Source organism: Planctomycetota bacterium (assembly GCA_018242585.1).
GTDB lineage: Bacteria > Planctomycetota > Planctomycetia > Pirellulales > PNKZ01 > JAFEBQ01.
Genome location: JAFEBQ010000012.1, coordinates 153,255 through 176,368, shown reverse-complemented (window position 1 = coordinate 176,368; position 23,114 = coordinate 153,255). Strand labels below are relative to the sequence as shown.

The following is a 23,114-nucleotide window of genomic DNA, read 5'->3' as shown; positions in this document are numbered from 1 at the left end:
CCGGCTATTGGGGGTTCGCGTTGCCGACACGGACCTTCATGTTCAACTGCTTCCGATCGCGAAAGACGGCGATCGGCACTTCGGTGCCCACCGCCGTCAGCCCGACCAGGTTGACCAGGTGAGTGTCGCTTTCCACGCGGATGCCGTTGAACGTCATAATCACGTCCCCTTCTTGCAGACCGACGGCCTCGGCCGGGGAACCTGGCTCGATCCGCAGCAACCGAGCCCCTTGCAGTCGCGGCAGGCCGATCTTGGCGGCGTCGTTGGCGTTGAACTTGGAATCGAGTCGCACGCCCAGGTAAGCCCGCGAGACGACGCCGTGTTCGGTCAATTGCCGGGCCACGATCATGGCCATGTTCACGGGGATCGAGAAGCCGATTCCCTCGAAATGGCCCGAGCTGCTGGCGATGGCGGTATTGATGCCCACCAACTCGCCGCGCAGATTCAACAGCGGCCCGCCGCTATTTCCAGGGTTGATCGCGGCGTCGGTCTGAATGAAATCCTGGAATCGGACGCCCCCTTCGCCTAGTTCAAGGTCGCGGCGGCCTTTGGCGCTGATGATCCCGGTGGTGACCGAATGGCTGAGGCCGAACGGGCTGCCAACGGCGACGACGGTGTCGCCAATTTCCAGGATGTCGCTGTTGCCGATGCGCGCGGGGATCAGGCTCTTGAACTCGATCGCCAGCACGCCAATGTCGGTGTCGGCGTCGGTCCAAACCTTGGTCGGGTGAGCCGAGCGGCCATCGTCGAAGCGGATGACAATGTTTTCGAGCTTGGCGTTGCGGACCACGTGCCGATTGGTCAGCACGTAGAAGCTTCCCTTGAGTTCAATGATCACGCCCGAGCCAGTCTCCTGGAGGGTCCGCTGGTACGATCGGTTGGGGGCCTCGCGGACTTCGGCGTCGATATGCACGACGTTAGGTGACACGAGCTTGACGACCGTCTTGAGGATGTTCTGCTGCCGCTCGAACTCATCGACTTCCTTGGCTAGCTTGGCGAACATGGCCTCGCGCTGTTGCGGCGTGAGGGTTGTGTTGGGTTCGGCGACCGGTGTGGCCGGGATCGCCTGAGCCGGCGACTTGGCGCTGGCCAACAGCGAGGCGGCCAGGGCCGCGGCAAAGACCGCCGGGCGCGCAATCGCTTGAACCACGACACGGGGAAGCCCAACCATGAAATACTCTCCGCAGCTTGGGCAGCCGCTTGACTGGTGACTTGGGGCACGGCGCAACCGCCGGCCAGGAACGGCTAGCTGCGATAAGCATACACCAAAACCCGCGTGAATCGAGGGTGAGGTGGCCCGGAGGGGGCTGTTATCGCCGGTCGCCACCAAAAGTTCGAGCCGGCAACCGGTACGCCAAATCATGGCAGACCGCTCGCCGGCTCGGGAATATCGCCACAGACCGGAGAAAGATTACAACTGCCGGTCGGCGTTACGACACATCGATTTCCAGGTCGTTGACCGAGACATCGTTGTCGCCACCGCCGTCCGAAACACGGCCCCAGTCGCGACCGTCCTGGTCCGATTCGCCGCGCTCTTCGGCTTCGCGCTGGCACTTGATGCAGGTCGTGGCATAGGGCAGCGCGTTGAGCCGCGCCACCGGAATCTTGGTCGAGCAGCCTTCGCAGACGCCATATTGGCCCGTGCGCATCCGCTCGAGCGCGTTTTCGATGTAGGCCAATTCGCGGCTTTCCACTTCGGCGAGCTGCGAGTTGATTTCGTCCTGGGCACAGTCAAGCGCGAAGTCGATCACGTCGCCAGCGGTTTGCTCGCGCAACTGGTTGAGCAGGCTAAGGTCGCCGGCCAAAGCTTGTCGCAGCGCATCGCGGCGCATTAGCAGGATTTCGCGCATGTTCATGATCGCGTCTTTGCGTGCCATACCTGGTCCTGATTCTGTCCGATCTGGCCGACTGTCAGGGATTGCCCCCCCTGCCGCATCTGCCTGCCTCGAACATTCCTTGAGAGAAAACGGTGACCTGTAAAGTTCCGCAACCTCTGGCAAACTGCCCACGGCGTTTCGCCTGGTGCAATCCGCAGAGCAAATATACTACGCAGTTCCAGCCCTGCCGGTTCTCACCGGTGGGACAGTCCGTCAGCGCACGCCAGCGTCGCCTGGCAAACGAGCCAATCGCTTGTCGCGAGGCAAGTTGCGTCGGCTGCCGCGACGCTTGTAACGGTTGTCACAATGTCGACCGCACGACTGGACACTTGTGCCCGCTGAACAAAGCTGCTTGAGGCCATTGCTGGCCCACGCTACAGCTTGGTTCATCGTTGGCTTTGGGATAATCGGCAAAATCCGCCTAGTTATGCAGCCGATTTTGCCATTCTTGATCAAAGGGCTCCCGCCGGGGGTGCTCGTCAGCGAGCAAAACGTCGTTGCAGGCCATGCGCAAGTGCTTATGCCATTCCGGTTTTGACTTTGCCATTGGCGTAAGGTACATGCCCCAGGCCGGAAGGTGCGCCCGACAAGCTTCGGGCAGGCGGTTCGGCCAATCTGCGGTGACGGCGTAAACCTTGGGCCTGCAAAGGCCCTCGGCCGCTCGGCATCGCAGCGACCCCCAAATAGGTAGCCGTGCTCGCGCGCGGCCAGCCGAGTCCAGGTCCGACAAAGGCAAAAGTCCATGGTCCAATCGAACACGTCGATGGTTTCGATGCTTGGCGCCCCTCCGGCGCCACTGGCGCTGCGCGTGATGAACGGTTCGCAGCGCGGCAAGACGGTGCAACTGAGCGCCGCCAAATGCACGGTCGGCTCGGGGCCAGAATGCACGCTGCGCCTGCGCGGCGCCGGCCTCGAACGGTTGCAGTGCGTCATCCTGCGCGGCGAGCAACGGACGGTGATTCGCAACTGGCAGGGGAGCACGCGGCTCAACCAGCGGCCGCTCGGCGACGGGCTGTTGCAACTTGGCGACCGGATCGGACTCGGCGCGGTTGAACTCGAAGTGGTGACCAGCGACGCCCACGAGGCCTTTCATCCCGAATCCGCGCGGCGGCAGGTGGCCCAATTGGCCGAAGTCGTGCAAACGACCCGCCGACAGGCCCGCGGGCGGATGCGCCGGCTGCTGGACCGGATGCGCAAGTTGAAACATCGTCAGGCCGACTGGGACGCGCGCCGCCAGCAGATTGCCCAGGAAATGGCCGCGTTGCAAGCCGAGCGCGCGGCGCTGGCCGACCAGAAGGCCGAGTTGGCCTTGCACCGGGTCGACCTTGACGCCCATCGGAGGCAGTTGCAACAGGACGCGGCGCAATTAACCGAGCGGACCACCGCGCAAGCACAACAATTGACTGTCCGCGAGACCGAACTCGACGCCCGGCATCAGCAGCTTGTGGCGCGCCACACGCAGCTCGACGCCGAGTTCGCCGCGTTGGCGATGGCCCAGACGACCATCTCCTCCGATCGTCAGCAATTCGAGCGGACTCTGGGCGAACAACAGGCCGCCATCTCGCGCCGACAAACCGAAGCCGAGTTGACGTGGCGTGAATTGACACGCCGCGAGGACGACCTGAACCAGCAAGCCGAACATTTACGCTGCCAGTCCACTGAGTTGGAAGCCACACGACGCGTCTGGGAGCAGGACCACTTGCAATGGTTGGCGGAGCGTGAACGGCTTAACGCCGGCTGGTATGCGCAGCAGCTCGAGGTGGAACAGCGCCGCGCCGAGTGCGACACGCTGCGTCAAGAGCTCGACAAGCATGAAGCTGAATTGGCGCGTCGCGAAGCGGCGCTGGCCAACCAGCAACAAGCCCAGGGAGCGCAATTGGCGCTGAGTTCCGACGTCGCGCGCCTGCGGGCCGAACTTGACTCAGCGCGGCTCAAGTGGGAACAAGAACGCGCTGCCTGGACGGTCCAAACATTGGAGCGGGACGAAACCCTGCGCCAGCAGCAGGACAAGCTGACCGGGATGGAACGAGACGTCGCGCAGCGCCAGCGCCAGCTCGACGGCTGGTCCCGCGAGATCGACGAGCGTCACCAGCAGCACGAGCGCGACACGGCGAGTCTTGAGCAAGCCAAGCAACAGCTGGAAGCCCAGCGCAACGAACTGCTGGCCCAGCAGTCGGCCTTCATGGCGCCGCTGGCCGAGCGGCAAGGCTCGTTGCAACAGGCCGAGCACGACTACGTGGAGCGGACGCTGGCCTCACAACAACGCGAAGCGGCCTTGGCCGAGCGCGAGCGTTCGTTGGCTGCCCAAGTGGCCGAATTCGAATCGCGTCAACAGGCGTGTGCGGCAACCGAGCAGGAATTGACCGCACGGGAAGCTGCATTGCAAAGCCAAGGGGCTGCCTTAGAGGCCGATCGTCAGTTACTCGCCGAAGAGCAGGTGGGCAAAACCGATCAGCAATGGCTGCTAGCCGAGCAGCAACAACAACTGGCCGCTGACCGTGGCGCGCTCGAAGCCGAGCAACAGGCGCTAGTGGCCGAACGTACGCAACTGGCCAACAACCGTACCGAAATTGAACAGGCACAGTCGCGACTGGCCGCCGCTCACGAAACTCTGGCCACCGAACAGCGAGAGTTGGCCGAACGCCAAACTGCGATTGAAGCCCGCCAGGCCGAACTGACACGAATGGAAGCCACGCTGGACGAGCAGCAGCAACTATTGAACCGACGCGAGGAAGCCTATGCGCGGGACGCGGCCGAGCTGTTAACGGCGCAAGAGACGCTTCAGCTTGAGCGTGAACATTGGAGCCAGCAATTGGCCGAGCGCGCCAGCACACCAGTCGACACGACGGCGCTGGCGGCCAAGGAGCAAGAGCTCGCCGACACACAGCAAAAACTGGCCATCGAGCGGGCCGACGTGGAGCTGCGCCAACAGCAACTGAGCGCCCAATCGCAACAACTAGCCGACCAGACACGGCAGCTCGAATCGTTGCAGCAGACGCTCGAGGAACGCCGCCAACGGCTCGACACCGAATTGGCCGCGCGTGAGAAGACAATCGAGGACCGCGGCGTGCAGATCGCTCGCTCCGAAGGGGATGCTGTCGGCCAATCGGCGGAGCGAGGCTACGACCCGGCGGCCGACGTCGAGCGGATCATCCGCCAATTGCGCGAATCGTCCCACCATACGGACGATGTCCAATTGCCGCAGGGTTTCGACGATGAGCAGCCTGCGGCAGCCGACGTGGCGAACGAAGAGACGCTCGGCGACGACACGTCGAGCGGTTACGAACCCGCGACCGAGAGTGTTGTTGATGAACAAGAGTCCGCCACAGCGCAAACCGACGAGGAGCCGTCGACGAGCGAAGCCGACGAGACCAGCGAACCATCCGCGGAAGAACCCGCGAACGAAAACACATCTGGCCAATGCTCGGGGCTGTCGAGCGCCGCGTTGTTAGCCAAATACGGCGTCAACTTCGACGACGAGGCGGTCTCTGAACCCAAGCCGTCGCGTCAGCGGCAAGTGTCGCTCGAATCGATCAGCAGCGCACGCCGCTCGGCCAGCGAACGCAATATGCCGGTTGAACCCGCAGCCGTCGCGCCCGCTCCGGCTGCACTTGTCGAGAACGAAGAAGACGACATCGGCAATTACATGGCCCAGTTGTTGGCGCGCAATGGGGGACGCTCAACGCAACCGGCTGCGAGCACCGCTCCCGCCAGCAAGCCGGAGCCTGCCAGCAAGTCGGAATCGGCCGCTAAATCAGAGCCCAGCAGCAAGCCTACCGAGCCCAAGCCGGCGCCGCGCACCCGACTGCCCGAACCTGCCGACGTGGCCGAAGCGAACGTCGACAACGACGCGCCGCTGACGCCGCGGGCGATGGCCCCCCGTTCCCTGCCGCCCGAAATGTCGGCTAACCTGTCGGCGATGCGCGAACTGGCCAATATGAACGCCCAGAACGCGATCAGCGCTCACCGCAAGCAACAGATCACCAGCAAGAAATCAGGCACGCTGCTGTTGGCGCTGGTCGGCGGCTTGTGTACGACGGCCGCCGCGGGAATTCACTTTGTGCTGGAACACCCGATGGCCTTGTACGGCATGCTGGCCGGACTGGTCGTCACGCTGCTGTGGGGCGGCAAGTACTTCAACATGGCGCTGAAGCTGAAGCGCGATCAGAAGGCCTAGAACCCGCGCGCGTCCTGAATGTCGCCGAAATCGCGCAGGTGGTAGTCCAGGCCGACAAAGTCGAGCACCCGGCACAGACCGCGCAGCGCCACGCCAAAACCATCGGGGCCGCTGAAGCCGCCGAACTGGCCGCCACCCTTGACGTGTGGCTCCAAGTCCAGGAACACGCCGGGAATCCCGCGGCGATGCAGTTTGGCGTGCAGCTTGGGAACCAGCTCGGCAAAGTCGCGCAAGATCAACTCGTGGCCTGCGTGCCCACGGTCGGCCGGCACAAAGTTCTTGATCGCGTCCTCGTCGACGTGCCCCACGCGCTCCGGCGGCTTGGGGTGTTTGTAGTCCTTGATGTGCAGCCAGCCAATATACGGCTTGAGCAACGTGTACTGTTCAAATGTCTGGGCCGTGGTGTAGCCCTGGCACAGGACATTAGCCGCATCGAAGATCATCACCATCGCCGGATGGTTCACCTTCTTTTGCAGCGCCACGAGCAACTCGGCGGTCTGCCCGACCAGGTTGGCTTCGATTTCCAAACCAAAGGTCAGGTCGCTACGATGGCAGACTTCGGCAATTTGTCCCAGATAGTCGGCCGCTTGCTCGACGTACTTCCAGGGATCTTCATTCTTAGGTGGATAGAACGAAAAGCCGCGGATCAATTTCGTCTCAAAGGCGTGCGACAACTCGCACACGCGCTTGACGTCCTTGGCCAGATACTTCTTGAACGGCACGAACGTGTTCTTGGTGCCATCTTCCTTGTCGACGAGCTTGATCTTGCCGATCGGCGAAGCGATCGACGCCACGTTCAGGCCGTACTCATCTTCCAGGTGGCGGAGCTGCGTGATTTCCTTGGTCGTCAGTTGCATCACGTTCTTGATGCCTTCGCCGACGTCGATCCAGCGCAAGCTGTAGTATTGCAACCCCAGCGCGGCAAAGGCTGCGAACTGTTGCACGGCCGTTTTCTGGTTTGCCGCTTCGTCGGCCAGGCCGCTGAGGATCACGCCGGTCTTGTCAGCCATGGGAACTTCCGCTGGTCAGAAGGATGGATGCGGCCCTCGTGCTCATCAAGGGCGATGCGCCGTAAAGTGCATTCACGGGAAAGGCATTGTGCTTTGCCGCCAGCGCAGTCGCAAGGGGCATAGCATCTTTCCTCTGGCCGTTGATTGCAGTCGATCCGGGCGAATCAACGATTAAAGCGCGTATTTATTCTGCCCGCGCTCGCGATTAGACTTTGCTTTCGCGCTCGGGAAAGCTGATTTCGCGCCCCACCACGCGTCCGTCGGCCACGATCGGATGGCCGTGCTCGTCGGCATGTTCGCCGGGGTGTTGATCGCCGGTGGCGTATCCGTGCCGCAATCGCTTCGGCTCGGGCGTTGGCTGAGCCTCGTCCTCGCCGCCGCGCTTCCAGCTCATCCAGCTCAATAGCGCCGGCAACATCACCAGCGACGTGAACAGGCAGCAGGTGACGCCGATGGTCAACACGCGCCCCAGGCTTTGCAGCCCGCGGTGCGTGGCGATCATCATCGCGCCAAACCCGACGATCGTAGTCAGCGAATCGACCAGCACCGCCACCGCCGTCGACGGCGACATGCGGAATCGCCCGGTCTGTTCGCGGTAGTCGTGAATCAGATGGACGCCATAATCAACGCCAATGCCCAAGATCAGCGGCAGGGCGATCGTATTAGCCGGGTTCAACGGCACGTTCAGCAAGCCCATGATGCCGAACATCTGCAGCACGCCAATCGTCAACGGCAGCGCGGCCAGCAACGTATAGCCCACGTTGCGGAAGTCGATCCACAACACGATCAAAATGATCACCAGGGCAAACATGGCCGCCCGCTCGTAGCTTCCCTTCATCTCGAGCGTGCCTTCGTAGGCTTGCAGCGGATTGCCCGTCACGCGCGGATCGACGCTCCGCACATCCTGGACAAAGCGTTGCAACGCCTCGAAGTCCCAGATATTGCCGCGGCCGAAAATCTTGAGCAGGTAGCGATCGTGCTGGCCGACAAAGCGGTGGACCAGGCTTTGCGGCAGGTCGCTCAGTTGCGGCGGCTCGGGATTCGACATGCTTCGCAGCACGTACAGCCGGCTGAGCAGATCGCCCGCCATGTGCTGCTGGAACTGTGAAAGAACATTGTAGCAATCGTTAAGCGGCAACTTGCGGAGCGAGTCGCGGACCTGTTCGAGTTGTCGGGCCGCGCGCGGCTCGCGATGATCGGCGAACCATTGCTGCAGGCGAGCCAGGCCGCGTCCCAACTCCTCGGGATGATCGACGGGAATCAACGGCGGCCGCTCGGGGAGCGACGCCAGCCGCTTCTGAATGCCCGCAATCAATGGGCGCTTTACGTCCCGATCGCTGGGCAACAGCGAGACGATTTCCTCGGTCCGCTCGACGCTGGGCAACTTGAGCAGTTGCTCCTTGCGAGCCAGCAACTCTTCGCGGCTGTCGGCGATCGACACGGCGAACCAGACGCTTTGATTGCATTCTTCCAGCAGGCGGCGTTCGAGCTCGACGCTTTCGAGCCCTTCGGCCTGCATGTTCAACAAATTGTGATCGTACCAGAGTCGTGTGATGCCACATGCCAGCAGCCCCGTGAAGGCGACAGTCGCCACGAGCACGAACCGCGGGTTGCGGACTACCGGCTCGATCCAGCGATGGACTTCGAGGGGCTCGGGCATTTTACGGCCGATACCCGAGCGATCGACCAGGCTGATCGCCGCCGGCAGGATCAACAGCTCGGCCACGCAACAGATCAACACGCCGCCACCGGCGATGATGCCCAGTTCGGCCACGCCGGTAAAGCTGGTGAAACCGGCGGCAAAGAACGACACCGCCGTGGTCAACGCGCCGGTCAGAATCGCCGGCCCGACGCCGTGACTGGTTTCGAGCAGCGTGCTCTTCGGATCGCGCAAGCGGCCGGCCAACTGCAAATAGCGCGCGACGTAATGCACGCCATAGTCGATGCCAATGCCGATCAGCGTCGAGGTGAACGACACGCTGAGGATGTTCAAGTGCCCGACGAACAACGTCACATAGCCAAACGTCCAGGCCATGCCGATCAATAGAATCAGGTTGGCCAACAACGCATGCCGAATGCCGCCGAAACCGGCGATGAACAGAATGGCCACGCCGGCCAGCGAGACCAAGCTGGCCCACATCATCGACGACTGGCTCGACCGCATCTCGTCGTTTTCCATCACGGGCAAGCCGGTCAGACCGAGGCGCGTGCCGGGATGGTGAGCTTCAATCTGGGTGATCAAGCGGCGCAGTTCGTCGATGGCTTCGTCATTGCGGGCAAAGCCGTCTTCGTTGCGTGCCAGACGCAACAGTACGAAACCGAGCTTCCCCTCGTTGGTCAGCAGGTATTCAGCGCTCAACTCGCTGAGGGTGGCAAAGCTCGAAGGCATGCCGGGCCAGGGGCTGATGTAATTCTTGCGCTGCGCGAGCATGGTCTGCAGGCTGTCGACCAAGCGCGAGACTTCTTCTTGCGTGGCGGCTAGCTCGGGCGAGTCGGGTTTGGCCGACAGCATATTGAGCTTCATCGCCAGGCCTTGCGCCAGGTTGCCCAGGTTTAACTGGGCCCAGTTGCCGTCGATGATCGGTCCCGACTGGTCCAAGAAGCGTTCGATGCCAGCCAAGTCTTCGGCCGACAGATAATGCAAGCCCTTGGAGCGTATTTTCTCCAGGTCAACGCCATGCAACACGGCATGGAACAACCGCTGCTCGCGCGACAGCCGCTGCGACACTTCCTGCAGCACTGGCACCACGGCATCGCGGTTCTTGCCTTCGACCACGATGACGGCGTCGTCTTCGTCGCCGAACTCGTTGATGTATTCGTTCCAGAGCCGGTTGTAGTCGCTGTTGGGGTTCATCAGGTCGATGCGGCTGGTCCGGTAGCCCAGACGAGTGCCGCTATAGACTGTGCAAACCAGCGCCAAGCCAATCGAGAGCGCAATAGTAGCGACGGGATAGCGCAGCGCGAGGCGCGTGAAGAGCATCAAGGGCGCCGTCAGGAACGAGCCCTTGTGCGGCCCAGAGTTATCAGCCGACATGTCCGACCCTTACGAGGAAATCCATTTCCTACGCAGTGCCAACACCCGGCGGGTTGGCAGCTAGGGGGCGGATTCTACTGGCCCCCCCAGGCTGGGACAAGACGAGTTGAGGGCGATCACACCAGGAAACAAGTCCTTAGTGCGAATCAGTTTGTGTGCAAATCGAACAGTGACGGGAGTGCCACTGGTGGCTTGCCGTCAGTGCCACTCTTTCGATGCTGTAGAGAATGAACCCATTACTCCGGCAGCGGTTGTCCCTTCGTTTCCGGAGCGAATGGCAGGACGAACAAGCCGATCAGGAATACGGCGCACATCGCCACGCCGGCATACCGGAGCGGCTCGGGCGTGTCGCGAAAGGCGCTTTCCAACTGCGATTTAACCAACGGCCCACCGGCGGCCACAAAGCGACCGACGTTGTAGCAGAACGACGTGCCGGTGCTGCGCAGTCGCGTCGGGAACAATTCCGGAAAATAGACCGCGTAACCGCCGAACAACGACAACTGGCAAAAGCCCATGATCGGCACCAGCACAAAGATCTGCCAAAACTCGCTGAGGAACCAGAACACCGAAGCGGTGCTGACAAACGCCGCCACCAACGCCAGCGCGAACGTCGGCTTGCGGCCGATCTTTTGGGACAAGGCCGTAAACCCGAACATCCCACAAAAGGCGCCGATATTGATCATGATCGAGGTGTAGCTAGCCCAGCGCGAAAGGCGTCCTTGCACGATTGGCTCCGCGTCGTTCCGAGCCGCTTTTAACTCCTCGGGCACCTGGTATCCCGACGTGGCCGCCGCCCGCTCCAGATCGATCAATTGCCGATACTTCGCGGCGACGTCCTTCTTGTCGCCAGCGTCGGCCTTGGCGGCCAGTTCGGTATAGACTTCGGTGGCGACGCGTTTGCGCTGGACATACCGCGTCAGGTCGGGCGCAAAGAAGCCGACCGCCCACAAGCCGATGACCCCGGAACACGCCAGCAACAATCCAATGATCGCGTTTTTGCGCCAGCGTGGGTTGGTAAACAGTTCGGAGTACGAACCAAGCTGCTTGGCAACCGCCTGGTCATGCGAAGCCTTCTGCCATTGCTCGGGTTCTTTCAGCTTACTGCGAATGACCAAGGCCAACAACGCCGGGACCGCGCCGACCAGAAACATGATCCGCCACGGGCTGGTCACCAAACCTTCTTCTTCGGCCACGCCGAGCCCCATATTGATCAGTGCCGCGCTCACATTTCCGAGCGCGGAAAGCGCTTGCAATAATCCCAGCGTATAGGGTCGCGCGCGCGCCGGCATGACTTCGGCAATCAGCGCGACACCGACGGCAAACTCACCACCGACGCCGAGTCCGGTCAGAAAACGAAAGAGGGAAAACGTCCAAGGCCCGGTGGCAAACGAGTTCAACCCGGTAAAAAGTGAATATAGGATGATGGTCCACATCATGGTCTTGGCGCGGCCGATCCGGTCGCCGAGCACGCCAAAGAACAATCCACCCGACGCCCAGCCAATCAAAAACAGACTTGTCGCCCAGTTGCCCGCGTCGCGTCGCGCTATTTCCAGTAACTTCGGATCGTCGATCCCCGTGACCAACTCCGCCATGGCGGCCGGTCGTGCCAGGACAAACAACTGCTGATCCAAGCAGTCGAATAGCCAACCCAGGGCGGCCACCACGAACACGAACCAGTGATAGCCGGTAAGTTCTTTGTACCAGGGACGTTCGATCGCGGTGGCCATCAGCAGTTGAACCTATGTAAGACGGGCGATGTGGGGCAGGAAAACGTGTGCGGAGCGAGAATCTGACCACACCACTGGGGGCCGGTCAAGAGTCCGCCCAACGGACCTCGGGCGACCGACCAAAACCGGACGAATGACCCCAATTCTTTAAGTTCCGCCATCCTGGCCGGAAAAGTCTGCCCCGCCAGTAGACAACCGGCGGCCACCCCCGTTTCCCACCCTGAGGGGTTGCGCCGGGTTCATCCCCAACTTTTCTTCCAAGCCGGCGGCTATGCCGCCGAAAAGTGGCGACGGAGTCGCCGGCTTGGTGAATGCCCGTTGGCACCCCGGGTGGATAAATGGCGACAGAACCAGGAACTGAACCATGAGCAACCCGACGCGACTTTCGCATCTGACGATCAACCCCGATGGGTTCCTGTTTGACCCGACTTCGGGGGACAGCTTTGTCGCCAACCCGGTGGCGGTCGCGGTCCTCGAATCGCTGCGCGACGGCGGCGACGAAGCCGACGCCGTGGCCGCGCTGACCACCCGGTTTGAAGTTTCCGAGACCGAAGCCACCCGCGACGTCGCCGACCTGATGGTCCGGCTCCGTTCGCTCCACCTGCTGTAAACACACCCGTTGTAAAGGTCCGCATCATGCGCACGTTGCGAATCGGCGTCTCGGGCATCAACGCCGCCGACAACCCGGGGCCAGGGACCGGCATCGCCCGCAGCCTGAAAGAAGATCGCGAGCTGAACGTCGAGCTGATCGGGCTGGCGTACGACGCGCTCGAGCCCGGCATTTACATGGACTGGCTGTTCGACCGCTCGTTCACGCTTCCCTACCCTTCGACCGAGGGACGCGAGTTCCTCGATCGGTTGCTCGAAATCCAAGCCGGCGAAGGGCTCGACTGGGTGATTCCAAATCTCGACGTGGAACTGCCCCTTTACATCAAGTACGCCGACGAGCTGGCGCGGAACGGCATTCAAACCTTCTTGCCGACCATGTCGCAGTTCCGTCTGCGCGGCAAGGACAAGTTGCCCGAGATCGCCGCCCGCATTGATATGGCCGTTCCCAAGACGGCTGTCGTGTCGAGCGAAGAGATGTTGTACGAGGCCTGCGAAAAGATCGGCTATCCGGTGATGGTCAAAGGGGCCTATTACCAGGCGTTCCGGGCGTACACCGCGCTCGAGGCCGTGGCCAAGTTCCGCGCTATCGCCGCCGAGTGGGGCTACCCGGTCATTGTGCAACAGGTGATCACCGGCGAAGAGGTGAACCTGGTCGGCGTCGGCGACGGACGCGGCGGTCTGCTCGGCTCGGTGGCGATGAAAAAGGTTTCGCTCACGTCGCTAGGCAAAGTCTGGTCGGCGGTCACCTTGAAGAATGCCGCGCTGCAGCAAGCCGCCGAACGGTTGGTCGCGGCGCTGAATTGGCGCGGGCCGTTCGAGCTGGAATGTATGCTCGATCCGTCGGACGACGAGTTGTACCTGATCGAAATCAATCCTCGCTTTCCGGCCTGGTCGTACTTTGCCACCGGCGTGGGGATCAACTTGCCCGGTCGGATGATCCGCCACGCCAGCGGCATGCCCGTGGCCGAGTTGCCCGACTACGAAGCGGGCCAGTTGTTCATGCGTTACACCTACGAAATGGTCACCGATATGCAGCGGTTGCAAAGCCTGATGATGCGCGGAGGTTCCCTATGAAAGCCACGTACGAAAAACCGTTCATCATGAAGCTGCAAAGCCGGCTGATGAACAAGTTCGGCACCCAGCGCCGCAGCAACCAGCGCGTGCGCAAAGCGATCGAAGGGGTGGCGATCTCCGAGCTGGTCGAAAAGTACGGCTCCCCGCTGTTCGTCTACAGCGAACGGGCCTTGCGCCGCCGCTACCGTCAATTGCACAGCGCCTTCACTACCCGCTATCCGAACGTCACCTTCGGCTGGTCGTACAAGACGAACTACCTTAAGGCGATCTGCGGCCTGATGCACCAGGAAGGGGCCCACGCCGAGATCGTCTCGAAGATGGAGTACGAAAAGGCCAAGGCACTCGGCGTGCCAGGCGAGCAGATCATCTTCAACGGCCCTTACAAGCCGGCCGATGTATTAATGCGCGCCGTGGCCGAACGGGCCACGATCAACGTCGACCACCTGGACGAGATCGACGATCTCGATCGCATTGCCACGCGGCTGGGACGGACGATTTCGGTGGGCATTCGGCTGAACATGGACGTCGGCATCTATCCGCAATGGTCCCGGTTTGGCTTCAATCTGGAATCGGGCCAGGCGATGGATGCCGTCAAGCGCATCGCGCGCAGCGGCCGCCTGCGGCTCAATGGCCTGCACTGTCATCTAGGCACGTTCGTGATGGACGAAACGGCCTACGCGCGCCAGGTCGAGAAGATGGTCCGCTTTGGTTACGAGGTACGTGACCTGTTCGGCTTCGAACTTGAATATCTCGACATCGGCGGCGGCTTCCCCTCGCGGAGCAAGCTGAAGGGGACGTACCTGGCTCCGGATGTGTCGGTCCCCTCGATCGACGACTATGCCGAGCAGGTCTGCGACGCGCTGGCCAATTCGCTGGCTCCGGGGCACCGACCGCGGTTGATCGTCGAAGCCGGCCGCACGCTGGTCGACGAGGCGGGCTACCTGGTCACGACGATCCAGGCCTCGAAGCGGTTGGCCGACGGCACGCGCGCCTATGTGGCCGACGCCGGAATCAATCTGCTCTTCACGTCGTTCTGGTACAAGTTCCACGTCGAGGTCGATCGCGAAGTTTCCGGCCCCCAGGAAACCAGCGTCGTCTACGGCCCCATGTGCATGAACATCGACGCCATCGACGAAGGGATCAGCCTGCCCCCGCTGGACCGCGGCCACCGGCTCGTCTTCTCGCCAGTCGGCGCCTACAACAACACCCAGTGGTTGCAGTTCATCGAGTATCGCCCCAACGTGGTGATGGTCATGGAAAATGGCGATGTCGAGTTGATCCGCCATCACGAAGATTTGTCCGACATCGAGCGGCGCGAGCTGCTGCCCGAGCGATTAACGCCCGAGCTGTCGCCATCGCGTCAATTGCGGGCCGTCTGAAAACTGTTCTCCTTGCGGTGATCGTTCGCCATGCCTCTCGTTTCGCTTGCTACCGAGCCGTTCGTTCGTCTCTGGCGCTTGGCCAGCGGGCTGGTCCGCGCTTATGCCGAAGTCTTCTTCCTCAGCCGCGCGACCGTCGGGCTGGTGCTGCTGGTCGGGACGTTGCTGAACTGGAACGTCGGCGTGTGCGGGTTGATCGCCGTGGCGGCGGCTTGCTTGTTCGCCCGGCTGGTGGGCATGGGAAGCCGGCTGCTCGAATCCGGCTTTTACACTTACAACCCGTTGCTCGTCGGCTTGTCGCTGGGGGCCAAGCTGTCGCTCACGCCGCTGACGGCGGTGCTGATCGCCATTGCTGGCATGATGACGTTCATGCTGACCGCCGCGGCGGTACACGTGCTGCGCTATTATTTCAGCCTGCCGGTGCTGACGCTGCCGTTCGTGCTGGCCGGCGCCGTGGCCCATGTGGCGGCGCTCCATTATTCGAGCTTGCCGGTCGAACCCCGGGCCGTGGCGCCGTACCTGGCGGGTGATTTCGGACTGCCCCTGTTGATCCCGGCGTTCTTCAAAACACTGGGCTGCATTTTCTTTGTCCCCAGCGTCCCGATCGGCATGGTCTTCAGCCTCATCCTCTGGGTGCGCTCGCGCATTTTGTTCTTCCTGGCCGTGGGGGGCTATGCGTTCGGCGTACTCTTGCGCGGCTCGCTGGTAGGTTCGTACGAGCAAGCGGCCGGCGACATGATGAACTTCAACTTCATGCTCGTGGCGATGGCCCTCGGCGGCGTATTCCTGGTCCCAAGCTGGTCGTCGTTTCTGATCGCTGCCGTCGGCGTGGCGGTGTCGATGGTGCTGGTCGACGCGGTGCAAGTCTTTAGCTACGCCTTTGCCGTGCCGTTCTATACGCTGCCGTTCAATCTGGTGACGCTGGGCGTGGTCTATGCCTTGACAATCTGCCAGTACCAGGGAATGACGCGCTACTTTGGCGCGACGCCGGAAGAAACCTTGGAAAACGACCTGGTCCGTCGCGCGCGGTTCGACCATGCCGGCCGCGGACTGGCGTTGCCGTTCCATGGCGCGTGGAGCGTCTGGCAAGGTTGCGACGGCCCCTGGACGCACAAGGGCCCCTGGCAGCACGCTTTCGACTTTGTCATCACCGATCACGAGGGGAACACCCACGCCGATGACGGAACCGAGCTAAAGGACTACTACTGCTTCCGCAAGCCGGTCCTCTCGCCGTGTCGCGCCCGAGTGGTGGCCGTGGTTGACGACCTGCCCGACAATCCGATCAATCGGGTCAACAAGACGCACAACTGGGGCAACTATGTGCTGCTCCTGGACGATCGCGGTTTCTACGTCGAGCTGTCCCACTTTGCCTATCAGTCGATCAAGGTCCGCGTCGGCGATCGGGTCGAGCCGGGGCATCTGCTCGGCCTGTGCGGCAACTCGGGCTACTCGCCGCAGCCGCACTTGCATATTCACGTGCAACTGGCCGAGCCGCTCGGGAGCCCGACGGTCCCATTCAGCTTCGTCCGTTACGCCACCGAGCAGACGTTCTTTGCCGACGCCCGGCCGCAATGCGGCGAGCGTGTCGAGCCGGCCGCCGTGCTGCCGACGTTGGACGCGGCGACCGACTACCTGCTGAACCAGACGCTCTGTTTCGATCTGTTCGAGCACGATCGTCCAGCGGGCAAGCTGGAATTGGCTGTCAAAATGGCCGTCGACGGGACGCTGTACTTCGAGTCATCGGCCGGCGGGCGGTTGTACTTTGGCAAGCACAACGGGACGTTCTACTGCTACCGGCTCGATGGATCGGACCGCTGGCTGGCGGCCATGTATCGCGCACTGCCAAGCTTGCCGTTGGTCCGCGCCGGGCGCTGGCAATGGAACGACGTCGTGCCCATTGGGCTGGTCGCCTCGGGCTGGCGGCGGGCGTTGGCCCACCTGGTCGCGCCATTCTTCGGCGGCGCGGCACTGGCCCACACTTCGCACCGTTACGTGGCCGAAGGGGTGATCGAAACCGTCGCCACGTCGGCCATGTGGGGTATCGCCCAGAAAGCCACGGCCGAAGTCGACGAGTTAGACGGCTTGATGTGGATTGAAACCGGCGGGCTGGAACTGGTCCGCACCGCCGACACGCTCACCGAGGAAAGCCCTGTCGATGACACCGACGTTGTCAGCCGATCGGCTCAGCCGAGCAGCCGCCCCGCTGCGAGCCGTGACACTGGCAACGTCGTGTCAGTCGCCGACTCGGCCCACGACGAATCGGCCATCGCCACCGAATAATCCAATGCGTCAACCACTCGCAAGGAAACCACCGATGAAAGCCACGCTGCTGACCCTGGCGCTCACGTTGCTGGCCGTCGCGCCGGCCTGGGCGTCGGAAAAGGAAATGGCCGCGTTCTCGGAGTCATACGAGGCGGAACGGGCCGGCGACTATGCCAAGGCATTCGATGTTTTGAACGGCGTCGACGGCAAGAAACCCACTTACCTGGCCGAGGTGCGGCGCGGCTGGCTTAAGTACCAGGCCGCCGATTACCAGGAAGCCCGGCGTCATTACCAGAACGCGATGCGCATCTCGCCCAAGGCCATCGAGCCGCGGCTGGGCTTCACCTTGCCGACGCTGGCGCTGGGCAAGTACGACGAGACCGAAATGGCGGTCCGCGCCATCCTGGCCATCGACCCGAGCAACTACACGGCCCGCGTGCGGCTGACGTACACCCTGCGGATGCAGGGCAAATTCCGCCAGGCGCGGGAATTGAACACGCAACTGCTGGAGTATTACCCCACCGACATCGCCATCCTGACCGAGCAGATGTTCGTCAGCGTGGCGTCGAACCAGAACGACGTGCGGGCCTTTGCCGAGCGCATTCTGACGCTCGACCCGAACAACGCGAACGCCAAGTACTATTTGACGCCCGCGACGAATACGGTCGCCAAGTGACTTGGTCAGTTGTCCGTTGTCCGTGGTTGGTTGTCAGTTGCCCGGAGCCCATCTTTCTTCCGTCATTCCCGCGCAGGCGGGAATCTAGAGGGTAACCGCAACCACTAGATTCCCGCCTGCGCGGGAATGACGGCCTGCGTGGGTGGCCCAGGTGCTTGCACCTGGGTGGCCGAAGGCCACAAGAAACCTCGAGCGCCGGCCCGAGCCGGTGGCGAGTTTCCATTTGGGTTGCGCGTGCCCATCGAGTTTCTTGTTGCTGCGCAACACCGATGGCCAAGCCATCGGTGCCACCTCAGACACGATAACGTGGTGAGACGCGCACTAGCCCAGGTTCCGTCATTCCCGCGCAGGCGGGAATCTAGGCGTGCGACGATCCAACTGGGTTCTGGCCTGCACGGGAATAACGGCCGAGATTGGCACATTTCCGGTCGATCTATCCATCGATGCCATCTGTGCAGTGACACGTGTGAGTGACGATATGACGCTGACACTTTTCCGTAGCCCAGGCGTTTACGCCTGGGGCGAACGCAAGAGTTTTCAGCATTTCAGCCCCGTTCTACGGGGCTTATCGGTGACCGCACCGCTGGGGTACGTGAAAGCCCGGTGAACCGGGCTACCGGCATTTTTCGGCGCGGCAATCCCAGGCGTGAACGCCTGGGCTACGGAAAAGAATACTCACTTCCTGACATCGATCACTAGATCGACGACTACAACGAAATTTGAAGAGCGCTCTATTTTCCTTCAACGGTCAGCAGCTTGTCCGCCGGGAACGTCTCGAGCGTCAGGTTCTTGAACTGCACTTCTTGCGGCACTTTGTTCGAGTGAAGCTGCAAACCAATCGGCGCTTCCTTGATCCGGTCAGGCTCGGGCTCGCGCCAGTCAGAAACCAGCTTGCCGTTCAGCGCAAAGCGAATCCGGTTGCCCTGGGCCAGAATCTCCATGTGGTTCCAGTCGTGCTGTTTGCCCAACGGCTTGGCCACTTCGGCGTTCTTGTGAATCATCGAGCGGCCGTACAAATCCCAAAAGCCATAGCCCGACGGGAACATCACCAGATGCCCCGCATAGGTGTACGGATCGCCCCGTTCGGGCGCCACGCGTCCCCACAGCGAAATGCCGGAGTGCATTTCCGACTCGACCAATTTGAAGTCGAACACCAGTCGGAAGTCGGTGAACTTGCGCTCGGTGAGCAGGTAGGTGCTGACGGCAATCGGGTCGGTGTTCTTACCCACGATCACGCCGCCCTGGACCGACCAATACTTCTCGTGGCCGACCCAGCCCTTCAGGTCACGCCCGTTGAATAGCTCAATCGTTTCGCTCGTTTCTGCGCGCGGCGCCACTTCGGGAGCGGCCTTGTCTTCCGCCCGAACCGCCTGGCTTTGTGACAACACGATCAATGCGATAATCAGAAACCGGTGCAGCAAGTTGAACATGAATGATTCTCCCCAGGGCGTGCGGTTTACGGACGATGAATTTGCCAGTTAACAAGCGTAGTGTCGCTTCAGACTCGCAAAAAACTAACACGTTCCCTCAGTCTATCCTCTTGCCGCGCGATCAGCGTGAAATCTGCTTGGCAAGACCGGATATGTTACTAGCGAGTATCGGATTTCCAGTAAAAAGGTCGGTAATGTTGAATTCATGCTTCAAAACCAAGTATGTCATCACTTCTTGCAGTTCATCTTCAAATCGAGGGTCGCCCATTGACTTAAACGGAATCGAAATGCCAAGAGTCAAAAGTTCGTCGCTGACTTCGATGGGAAAGAATTCGAATAAGTCGAAGTGCCTTAGTGCTTGATGGAGGACTTGCAGATCCTCGCGACCACGTTTCTCAGCGGAAAAATTGTACGCCATTGCTAGTTCGTCAAGAATTCGATTGATACGCTGACACTATGTTTAGCAGCTTCGCGAAGTATTGTTTGCCGCGCAGAATCCAAATTCTTATTGCTGACCAATTGCCCTCTCAAATCGAATCTGACCCGCTGAGAACTGCCTTTGGGTAAGTGCTTGTGAAAGTGCAATACCCTAGCAACTACAAATTTCACCACTCGGTTTCTATTTTCTTCCCCGATGAAATTCACGTTCAGGACATGCAATGCTACCCCGTTTTCGCAATCGTATCCTTCGGGAGTTGCTGTCCCCCAATCCAAATCTAGTTTCATATCATCGTTACCGAAGGGGATTATGGGGGGGGATAACCGGGACATTCTACCTTCTTGCGCAGATGCGGCCCCTGGGCTTGGAATCCTCTACTCAATCCCCAGAATCTTGAGCGCGTCGCGGTTGATTAGCGCTTCGATCGCCGCTTCGTTCAATCGCGGCAGGCCGGTGCCGACGGTCATCTGGTTGAGCGCCCTCAGCCCGTCGATCGAAGCGTTGACCGTCGTGAACGGATAGTCGCTGCCGAACAGCAGCTTGTCCCACACGCCATACTCTTGCACCAGCATCAGGCTGTGATAGAGCTGGAACGGCCGATAGTGAAGCGCGCTGATGTCGGCATAGACGTTCGGGTGCTTGCGAATCGTCACCACGCACTCGGCCTCGTACGGATGCCCCAGGTGGGCCATGATGATCCGCACCTCGGGCCAGCGGATGGCGACCGCGTCGAGGTGGCGCGGCAGGGTGCATTCGAGCGGGGCCTGCGCCACGAACGTCGTCCCGGTGTGCAGCAGCACCGGCAAGCGATGCTCGGTGGCGTATTGCCACAGCGGATCAAGCCGGGCTTCGTCGGGGCGAAACCCGGCGTACATCGGCAGCAGCTTGATGCCGCGCAGGCCGAGCGTTTCGTGCCCGTGCCACATTTCCTCTTGCCAGCCCGATTGGGTCGGATCGACCGAGAGAAAGCCAGTCAGCGTGTCGGGGTGCGCCGCGACGTAGCTGGCCACGTAGGCGTCGTCGACCCACACGCCGCTCAGCCGGGCCTTGCCGCCGAAGACCACGGTGCGTGTGCCGGGGGGCACGGTCTTTTGATATTCGTCATAGCGCACCGACAGATCGACTTCGCGACCGGCGCGCGCACGCTGAGCCTGCCGGCGAAAATCGTCGGTAAAGTGCTGGGGGTACTGCCACGTGTGGGAGTGAACGTCAACGGTCATGGTGGTGTCATCATTGTGTGAAGTGGTGCTCGCCATTCTAGAGCGACTCTCGATTCATTGTAGCGTGCGTATCTACCAAGCCGGTGGCTTTGCCACCGAAAATCGGCGGCAGAGCCGCCGGCTTGGGTAAGCAAACGATACATGCTTCTGAGAACTGCTTTAGCAAGCACGCCGCACGACGCGACTACCTCTAGCCCCCTGGGATAAATAACTCTCGGCGTCTAACATGACGTCACGAGAGGAACGGAACACACGATGGCTGTCCTGCTGCAAATCAAAGACGCTCACAAAAGCTACGGCGAGCAAGTGCTGCTCGACGGCGCTGAAACTACGATCGTCGACGACGTGAAAGTCGGCTTTGTCGGTCGCAACGGCGCCGGCAAGAGCACCCTGCTCCGCGTTTTGCTGGGAGAAGAGGAACTCGACACCGGCGAGGTGATTCGCCACCCCAAGCTGCGACTGGGCTACCTCCGACAGCACGACCCGTTCTTGCCCGGTGAATCGGCGCTCGATTTCCTGATCCGCGACAGCGGCCAGCCCGACTGGCGCTGTGGCGAGGTGGCCGGCGAGTTCGAGTTGAAAGGTTCGCTGCTCGAAGGTCCGGTCGCCAAACTCTCGGGGGGCTGGCAAACGCGCGTCAAGCTGGCGGCCTTACTGCTGCACGATCCAAACCTGTTGCTGTTGGACGAGCCGACCAACTTTCTTGACTTGCGCACCCAGATTCTGCTCGAGCACTTCCTGCGGCACTTTCAGGAGGCCTGTTTGATCGTCTCGCACGATCGCGCTTTCCTGGAAGCGACCTGCACCCACACGCTGGGGCTGGCCCGCGGTAAGTTGACGATGTTCCCCGGCAAGGTGAGTGCGTTCATCGACTATGTCCAAGGCCAGCGCGAACACGACGAGCGGAGCAACGCGTCGGTCATGGCGCGGAAGCGGCATCTTGAAGACTTCATCGCCCGCAATCGCGCCCGGGCCAGCACCGCCGCCCGCGCCCGCTCGAAGAGCAAAGAGCTAGAGAAACTTGAATTCGCTGAGGTCGAAGTCGACGACCCGACGGCGGTGATTCGCGCTCCGCAGGTCGAACCCCGCAAAGGCCCCGCCCTGCGCTGCCGCGGAGTGGCGATTGGTTACGCCGAGCGGGAAGTCGCCCGCGACATCGACCTGGAACTCGACCACGGCTGGCGCGCCGCCGTGGTGGGCGACAACGGCCAGGGGAAAACGACGTTCCTGCGTACCGTGGTTGACTCGCTGGCGCCGCTGGCCGGCGAAGTTCGCTGGGGGTACGGCTGCCAGATCGGCGTCTATGCCCAGCACGTGTATACCAGTCTGCCCGAGAATCACACGGTCCTCAGCTACCTGGAACGGATGGCCACCTCGGGCACCAAGGACCAGGTGATCTTGAACATGGCGGCGGCGCTGCTGTTCCGCGGCGATCATGTGAATAAGCCGATTTCGGTCCTCTCGGGTGGCGAGCGGGCTCGGCTATGTCTCGCGGGCCTGCTACTCGGCAGCTACAACGTCCTGGTCCTTGACGAGCCAGGAAACCATCTCGACGTCGAAACGGTCGAGGCGCTGGCCAACGCCCTGCTCGATTACCAAGGGACGGTGGTGTTTACGAGCCACGATCGGCACTTCATGAAGCGCGTGGCCACGTGCATCGTCGAAGTCCGCGATGGCCATGTGACCAATTACCGGGGCGACTACGAGGCGTATCTCTACTCGGTCAACCAGGAAATCGAAGCCGGCGAGCGCGAGGCAGCCGCCGCCAAAGCCAAGTCCAAGCCAGCCACCGCGCCGAAGAGCGCCGCCAAGCCGGCCGGCAAGCCGCGCCGCAGCGAGCGCGACGTGCGCAAGGAAATCACGAACCTCGAGCGGAACATCGCCAAACTGGACGAGCAGAAGAAAGACATCAACGCCCGGCTGATGAACTCGACCGACGCCGCCGAAGCGCTCCGGCTGCATCAAGAGCTGACCGCCATCGGCCAGCAATTGTCGACCGCCGAGGAACGCTGGCTGGAACTGCAAGCCGAAGTCGAGGGGAACGAATAGGCAAGTCCGCCAAAGCGCAGGACAGCGCGAGTTAGAGCAGCTCTCAGGGGACTGAAGCGGGGGTGGCACGTCCCAAGCGCAGCGCAGGGCGTGGGGTATCGTTAATCAAATATCGGGACCGGTACGTGCTTCCCCACGCCCGAAGGACGGG

Annotated in this window: 15 protein-coding genes; 7 read left to right on the top strand and 8 right to left on the bottom strand. The window is 61.7% G+C overall.

Annotation, left to right across the window (positions count from 1 at the left end):
* Nucleotides 1-4: 4 nt before the first annotated feature.
* Both JSS27_06905 and JSS27_06900 read right to left on the bottom strand, forming a co-directional pair.
* Entirely contained in the window at nucleotides 5-1,171 is a 1,167-nt protein-coding gene (locus tag JSS27_06905; protein ID MBS0208669.1) for a trypsin-like peptidase domain-containing protein, read from the bottom strand.
* Between the two features lie 259 nt (nucleotides 1,172-1,430).
* Nucleotides 1,431-1,877: a TraR/DksA family transcriptional regulator gene (locus JSS27_06900; protein MBS0208668.1), complete on the bottom strand. Its 447-nt coding sequence runs from the start codon at nucleotides 1,875-1,877 to the stop codon at nucleotides 1,431-1,433.
* Between the two features lie 742 nt (nucleotides 1,878-2,619).
* Here JSS27_06900 and JSS27_06895 point away from each other — a divergent pair.
* A complete protein-coding gene (locus tag JSS27_06895; protein ID MBS0208667.1) occupies nucleotides 2,620-6,054 on the top strand; it encodes a hypothetical protein in 3,435 nt (1,144 codons plus the stop codon).
* Here JSS27_06895 and JSS27_06890 read toward each other — a convergent pair.
* The 3 genes from JSS27_06890 to JSS27_06880 form a co-directional block, all read right to left on the bottom strand.
* Nucleotides 6,051-7,064 carry a sugar phosphate isomerase/epimerase gene (locus JSS27_06890; protein ID MBS0208666.1) on the bottom strand — a complete coding sequence of 338 codons (1,014 nt, stop codon included), beginning with the start codon at nucleotides 7,062-7,064 and terminating at the stop codon, nucleotides 6,051-6,053. The two genes, JSS27_06895 and JSS27_06890, sit on opposite strands and share 4 nt — an antisense overlap.
* A 205-nt stretch (nucleotides 7,065-7,269) precedes the next feature.
* Complete coding sequence (locus JSS27_06885; protein ID MBS0208665.1) at nucleotides 7,270-10,044, bottom strand: MMPL family transporter; 2,775 nt, start codon at nucleotides 10,042-10,044, stop codon at nucleotides 7,270-7,272.
* Between the two features lie 290 nt (nucleotides 10,045-10,334).
* The gene (locus JSS27_06880) at nucleotides 10,335-11,825 is read right to left on the bottom strand and encodes an MFS transporter (protein MBS0208664.1); all 1,491 of its coding nucleotides are present in this window, start codon (nucleotides 11,823-11,825) and stop codon (nucleotides 10,335-10,337) included.
* A 364-nt stretch (nucleotides 11,826-12,189) separates the two neighbouring features.
* Between JSS27_06880 and JSS27_06875 the strand changes: the two genes are divergently transcribed.
* Genes JSS27_06875 through JSS27_06855 form a run of 5 tightly spaced genes read left to right on the top strand, consistent with a single transcriptional unit; the run spans nucleotide 12,190 to nucleotide 17,825 of the window.
* A complete protein-coding gene (locus tag JSS27_06875) occupies nucleotides 12,190-12,435 on the top strand; it encodes a PqqD family protein (GenBank protein ID MBS0208663.1) in 246 nt (81 codons plus the stop codon).
* 26 nt (nucleotides 12,436-12,461) lie between these two features.
* Nucleotides 12,462-13,508: an ATP-grasp domain-containing protein gene (locus tag JSS27_06870; protein ID MBS0208662.1), complete on the top strand. Its 1,047-nt coding sequence runs from the start codon at nucleotides 12,462-12,464 to the stop codon at nucleotides 13,506-13,508.
* Nucleotides 13,505-14,887: an alanine racemase gene (locus tag JSS27_06865; GenBank protein MBS0208661.1), complete on the top strand. Its 1,383-nt coding sequence runs from the start codon at nucleotides 13,505-13,507 to the stop codon at nucleotides 14,885-14,887. Before JSS27_06870 ends, JSS27_06865 begins: the two co-directional genes overlap by 4 nt.
* A 30-nt stretch (nucleotides 14,888-14,917) precedes the next feature.
* Nucleotides 14,918-17,167 (top strand): urea transporter, encoded by a 2,250-nt coding sequence (locus JSS27_06860; protein MBS0208660.1) that lies wholly within the window; start codon nucleotides 14,918-14,920, stop codon nucleotides 17,165-17,167.
* A gap of 34 nt (nucleotides 17,168-17,201) precedes the next feature.
* Nucleotides 17,202-17,825 (top strand): hypothetical protein, encoded by a 624-nt coding sequence (locus JSS27_06855; GenBank protein MBS0208659.1) that lies wholly within the window; start codon nucleotides 17,202-17,204, stop codon nucleotides 17,823-17,825.
* A 731-nt stretch (nucleotides 17,826-18,556) separates the two neighbouring features.
* Here JSS27_06855 and JSS27_06850 read toward each other — a convergent pair.
* From JSS27_06850 to JSS27_06840, 3 genes are all read right to left on the bottom strand, one after another.
* Nucleotides 18,557-19,255 (bottom strand): DUF1080 domain-containing protein, encoded by a 699-nt coding sequence (locus JSS27_06850; GenBank protein MBS0208658.1) that lies wholly within the window; start codon nucleotides 19,253-19,255, stop codon nucleotides 18,557-18,559.
* 121 nt (nucleotides 19,256-19,376) lie between these two features.
* Nucleotides 19,377-19,673 (bottom strand): hypothetical protein, encoded by a 297-nt coding sequence (locus JSS27_06845; protein MBS0208657.1) that lies wholly within the window; start codon nucleotides 19,671-19,673, stop codon nucleotides 19,377-19,379.
* 395 nt (nucleotides 19,674-20,068) lie between these two features.
* Nucleotides 20,069-20,914, bottom strand: a complete 846-nt coding sequence (locus tag JSS27_06840) for an amidohydrolase (GenBank protein ID MBS0208656.1) — start codon at nucleotides 20,912-20,914, stop codon at nucleotides 20,069-20,071.
* A 255-nt stretch (nucleotides 20,915-21,169) separates the two neighbouring features.
* Between JSS27_06840 and JSS27_06835 the strand changes: the two genes are divergently transcribed.
* Nucleotides 21,170-22,963: an ABC-F family ATP-binding cassette domain-containing protein gene (locus tag JSS27_06835; protein MBS0208655.1), complete on the top strand. Its 1,794-nt coding sequence runs from the start codon at nucleotides 21,170-21,172 to the stop codon at nucleotides 22,961-22,963.
* Nucleotides 22,964-23,114: the final 151 nt, after the last annotated feature.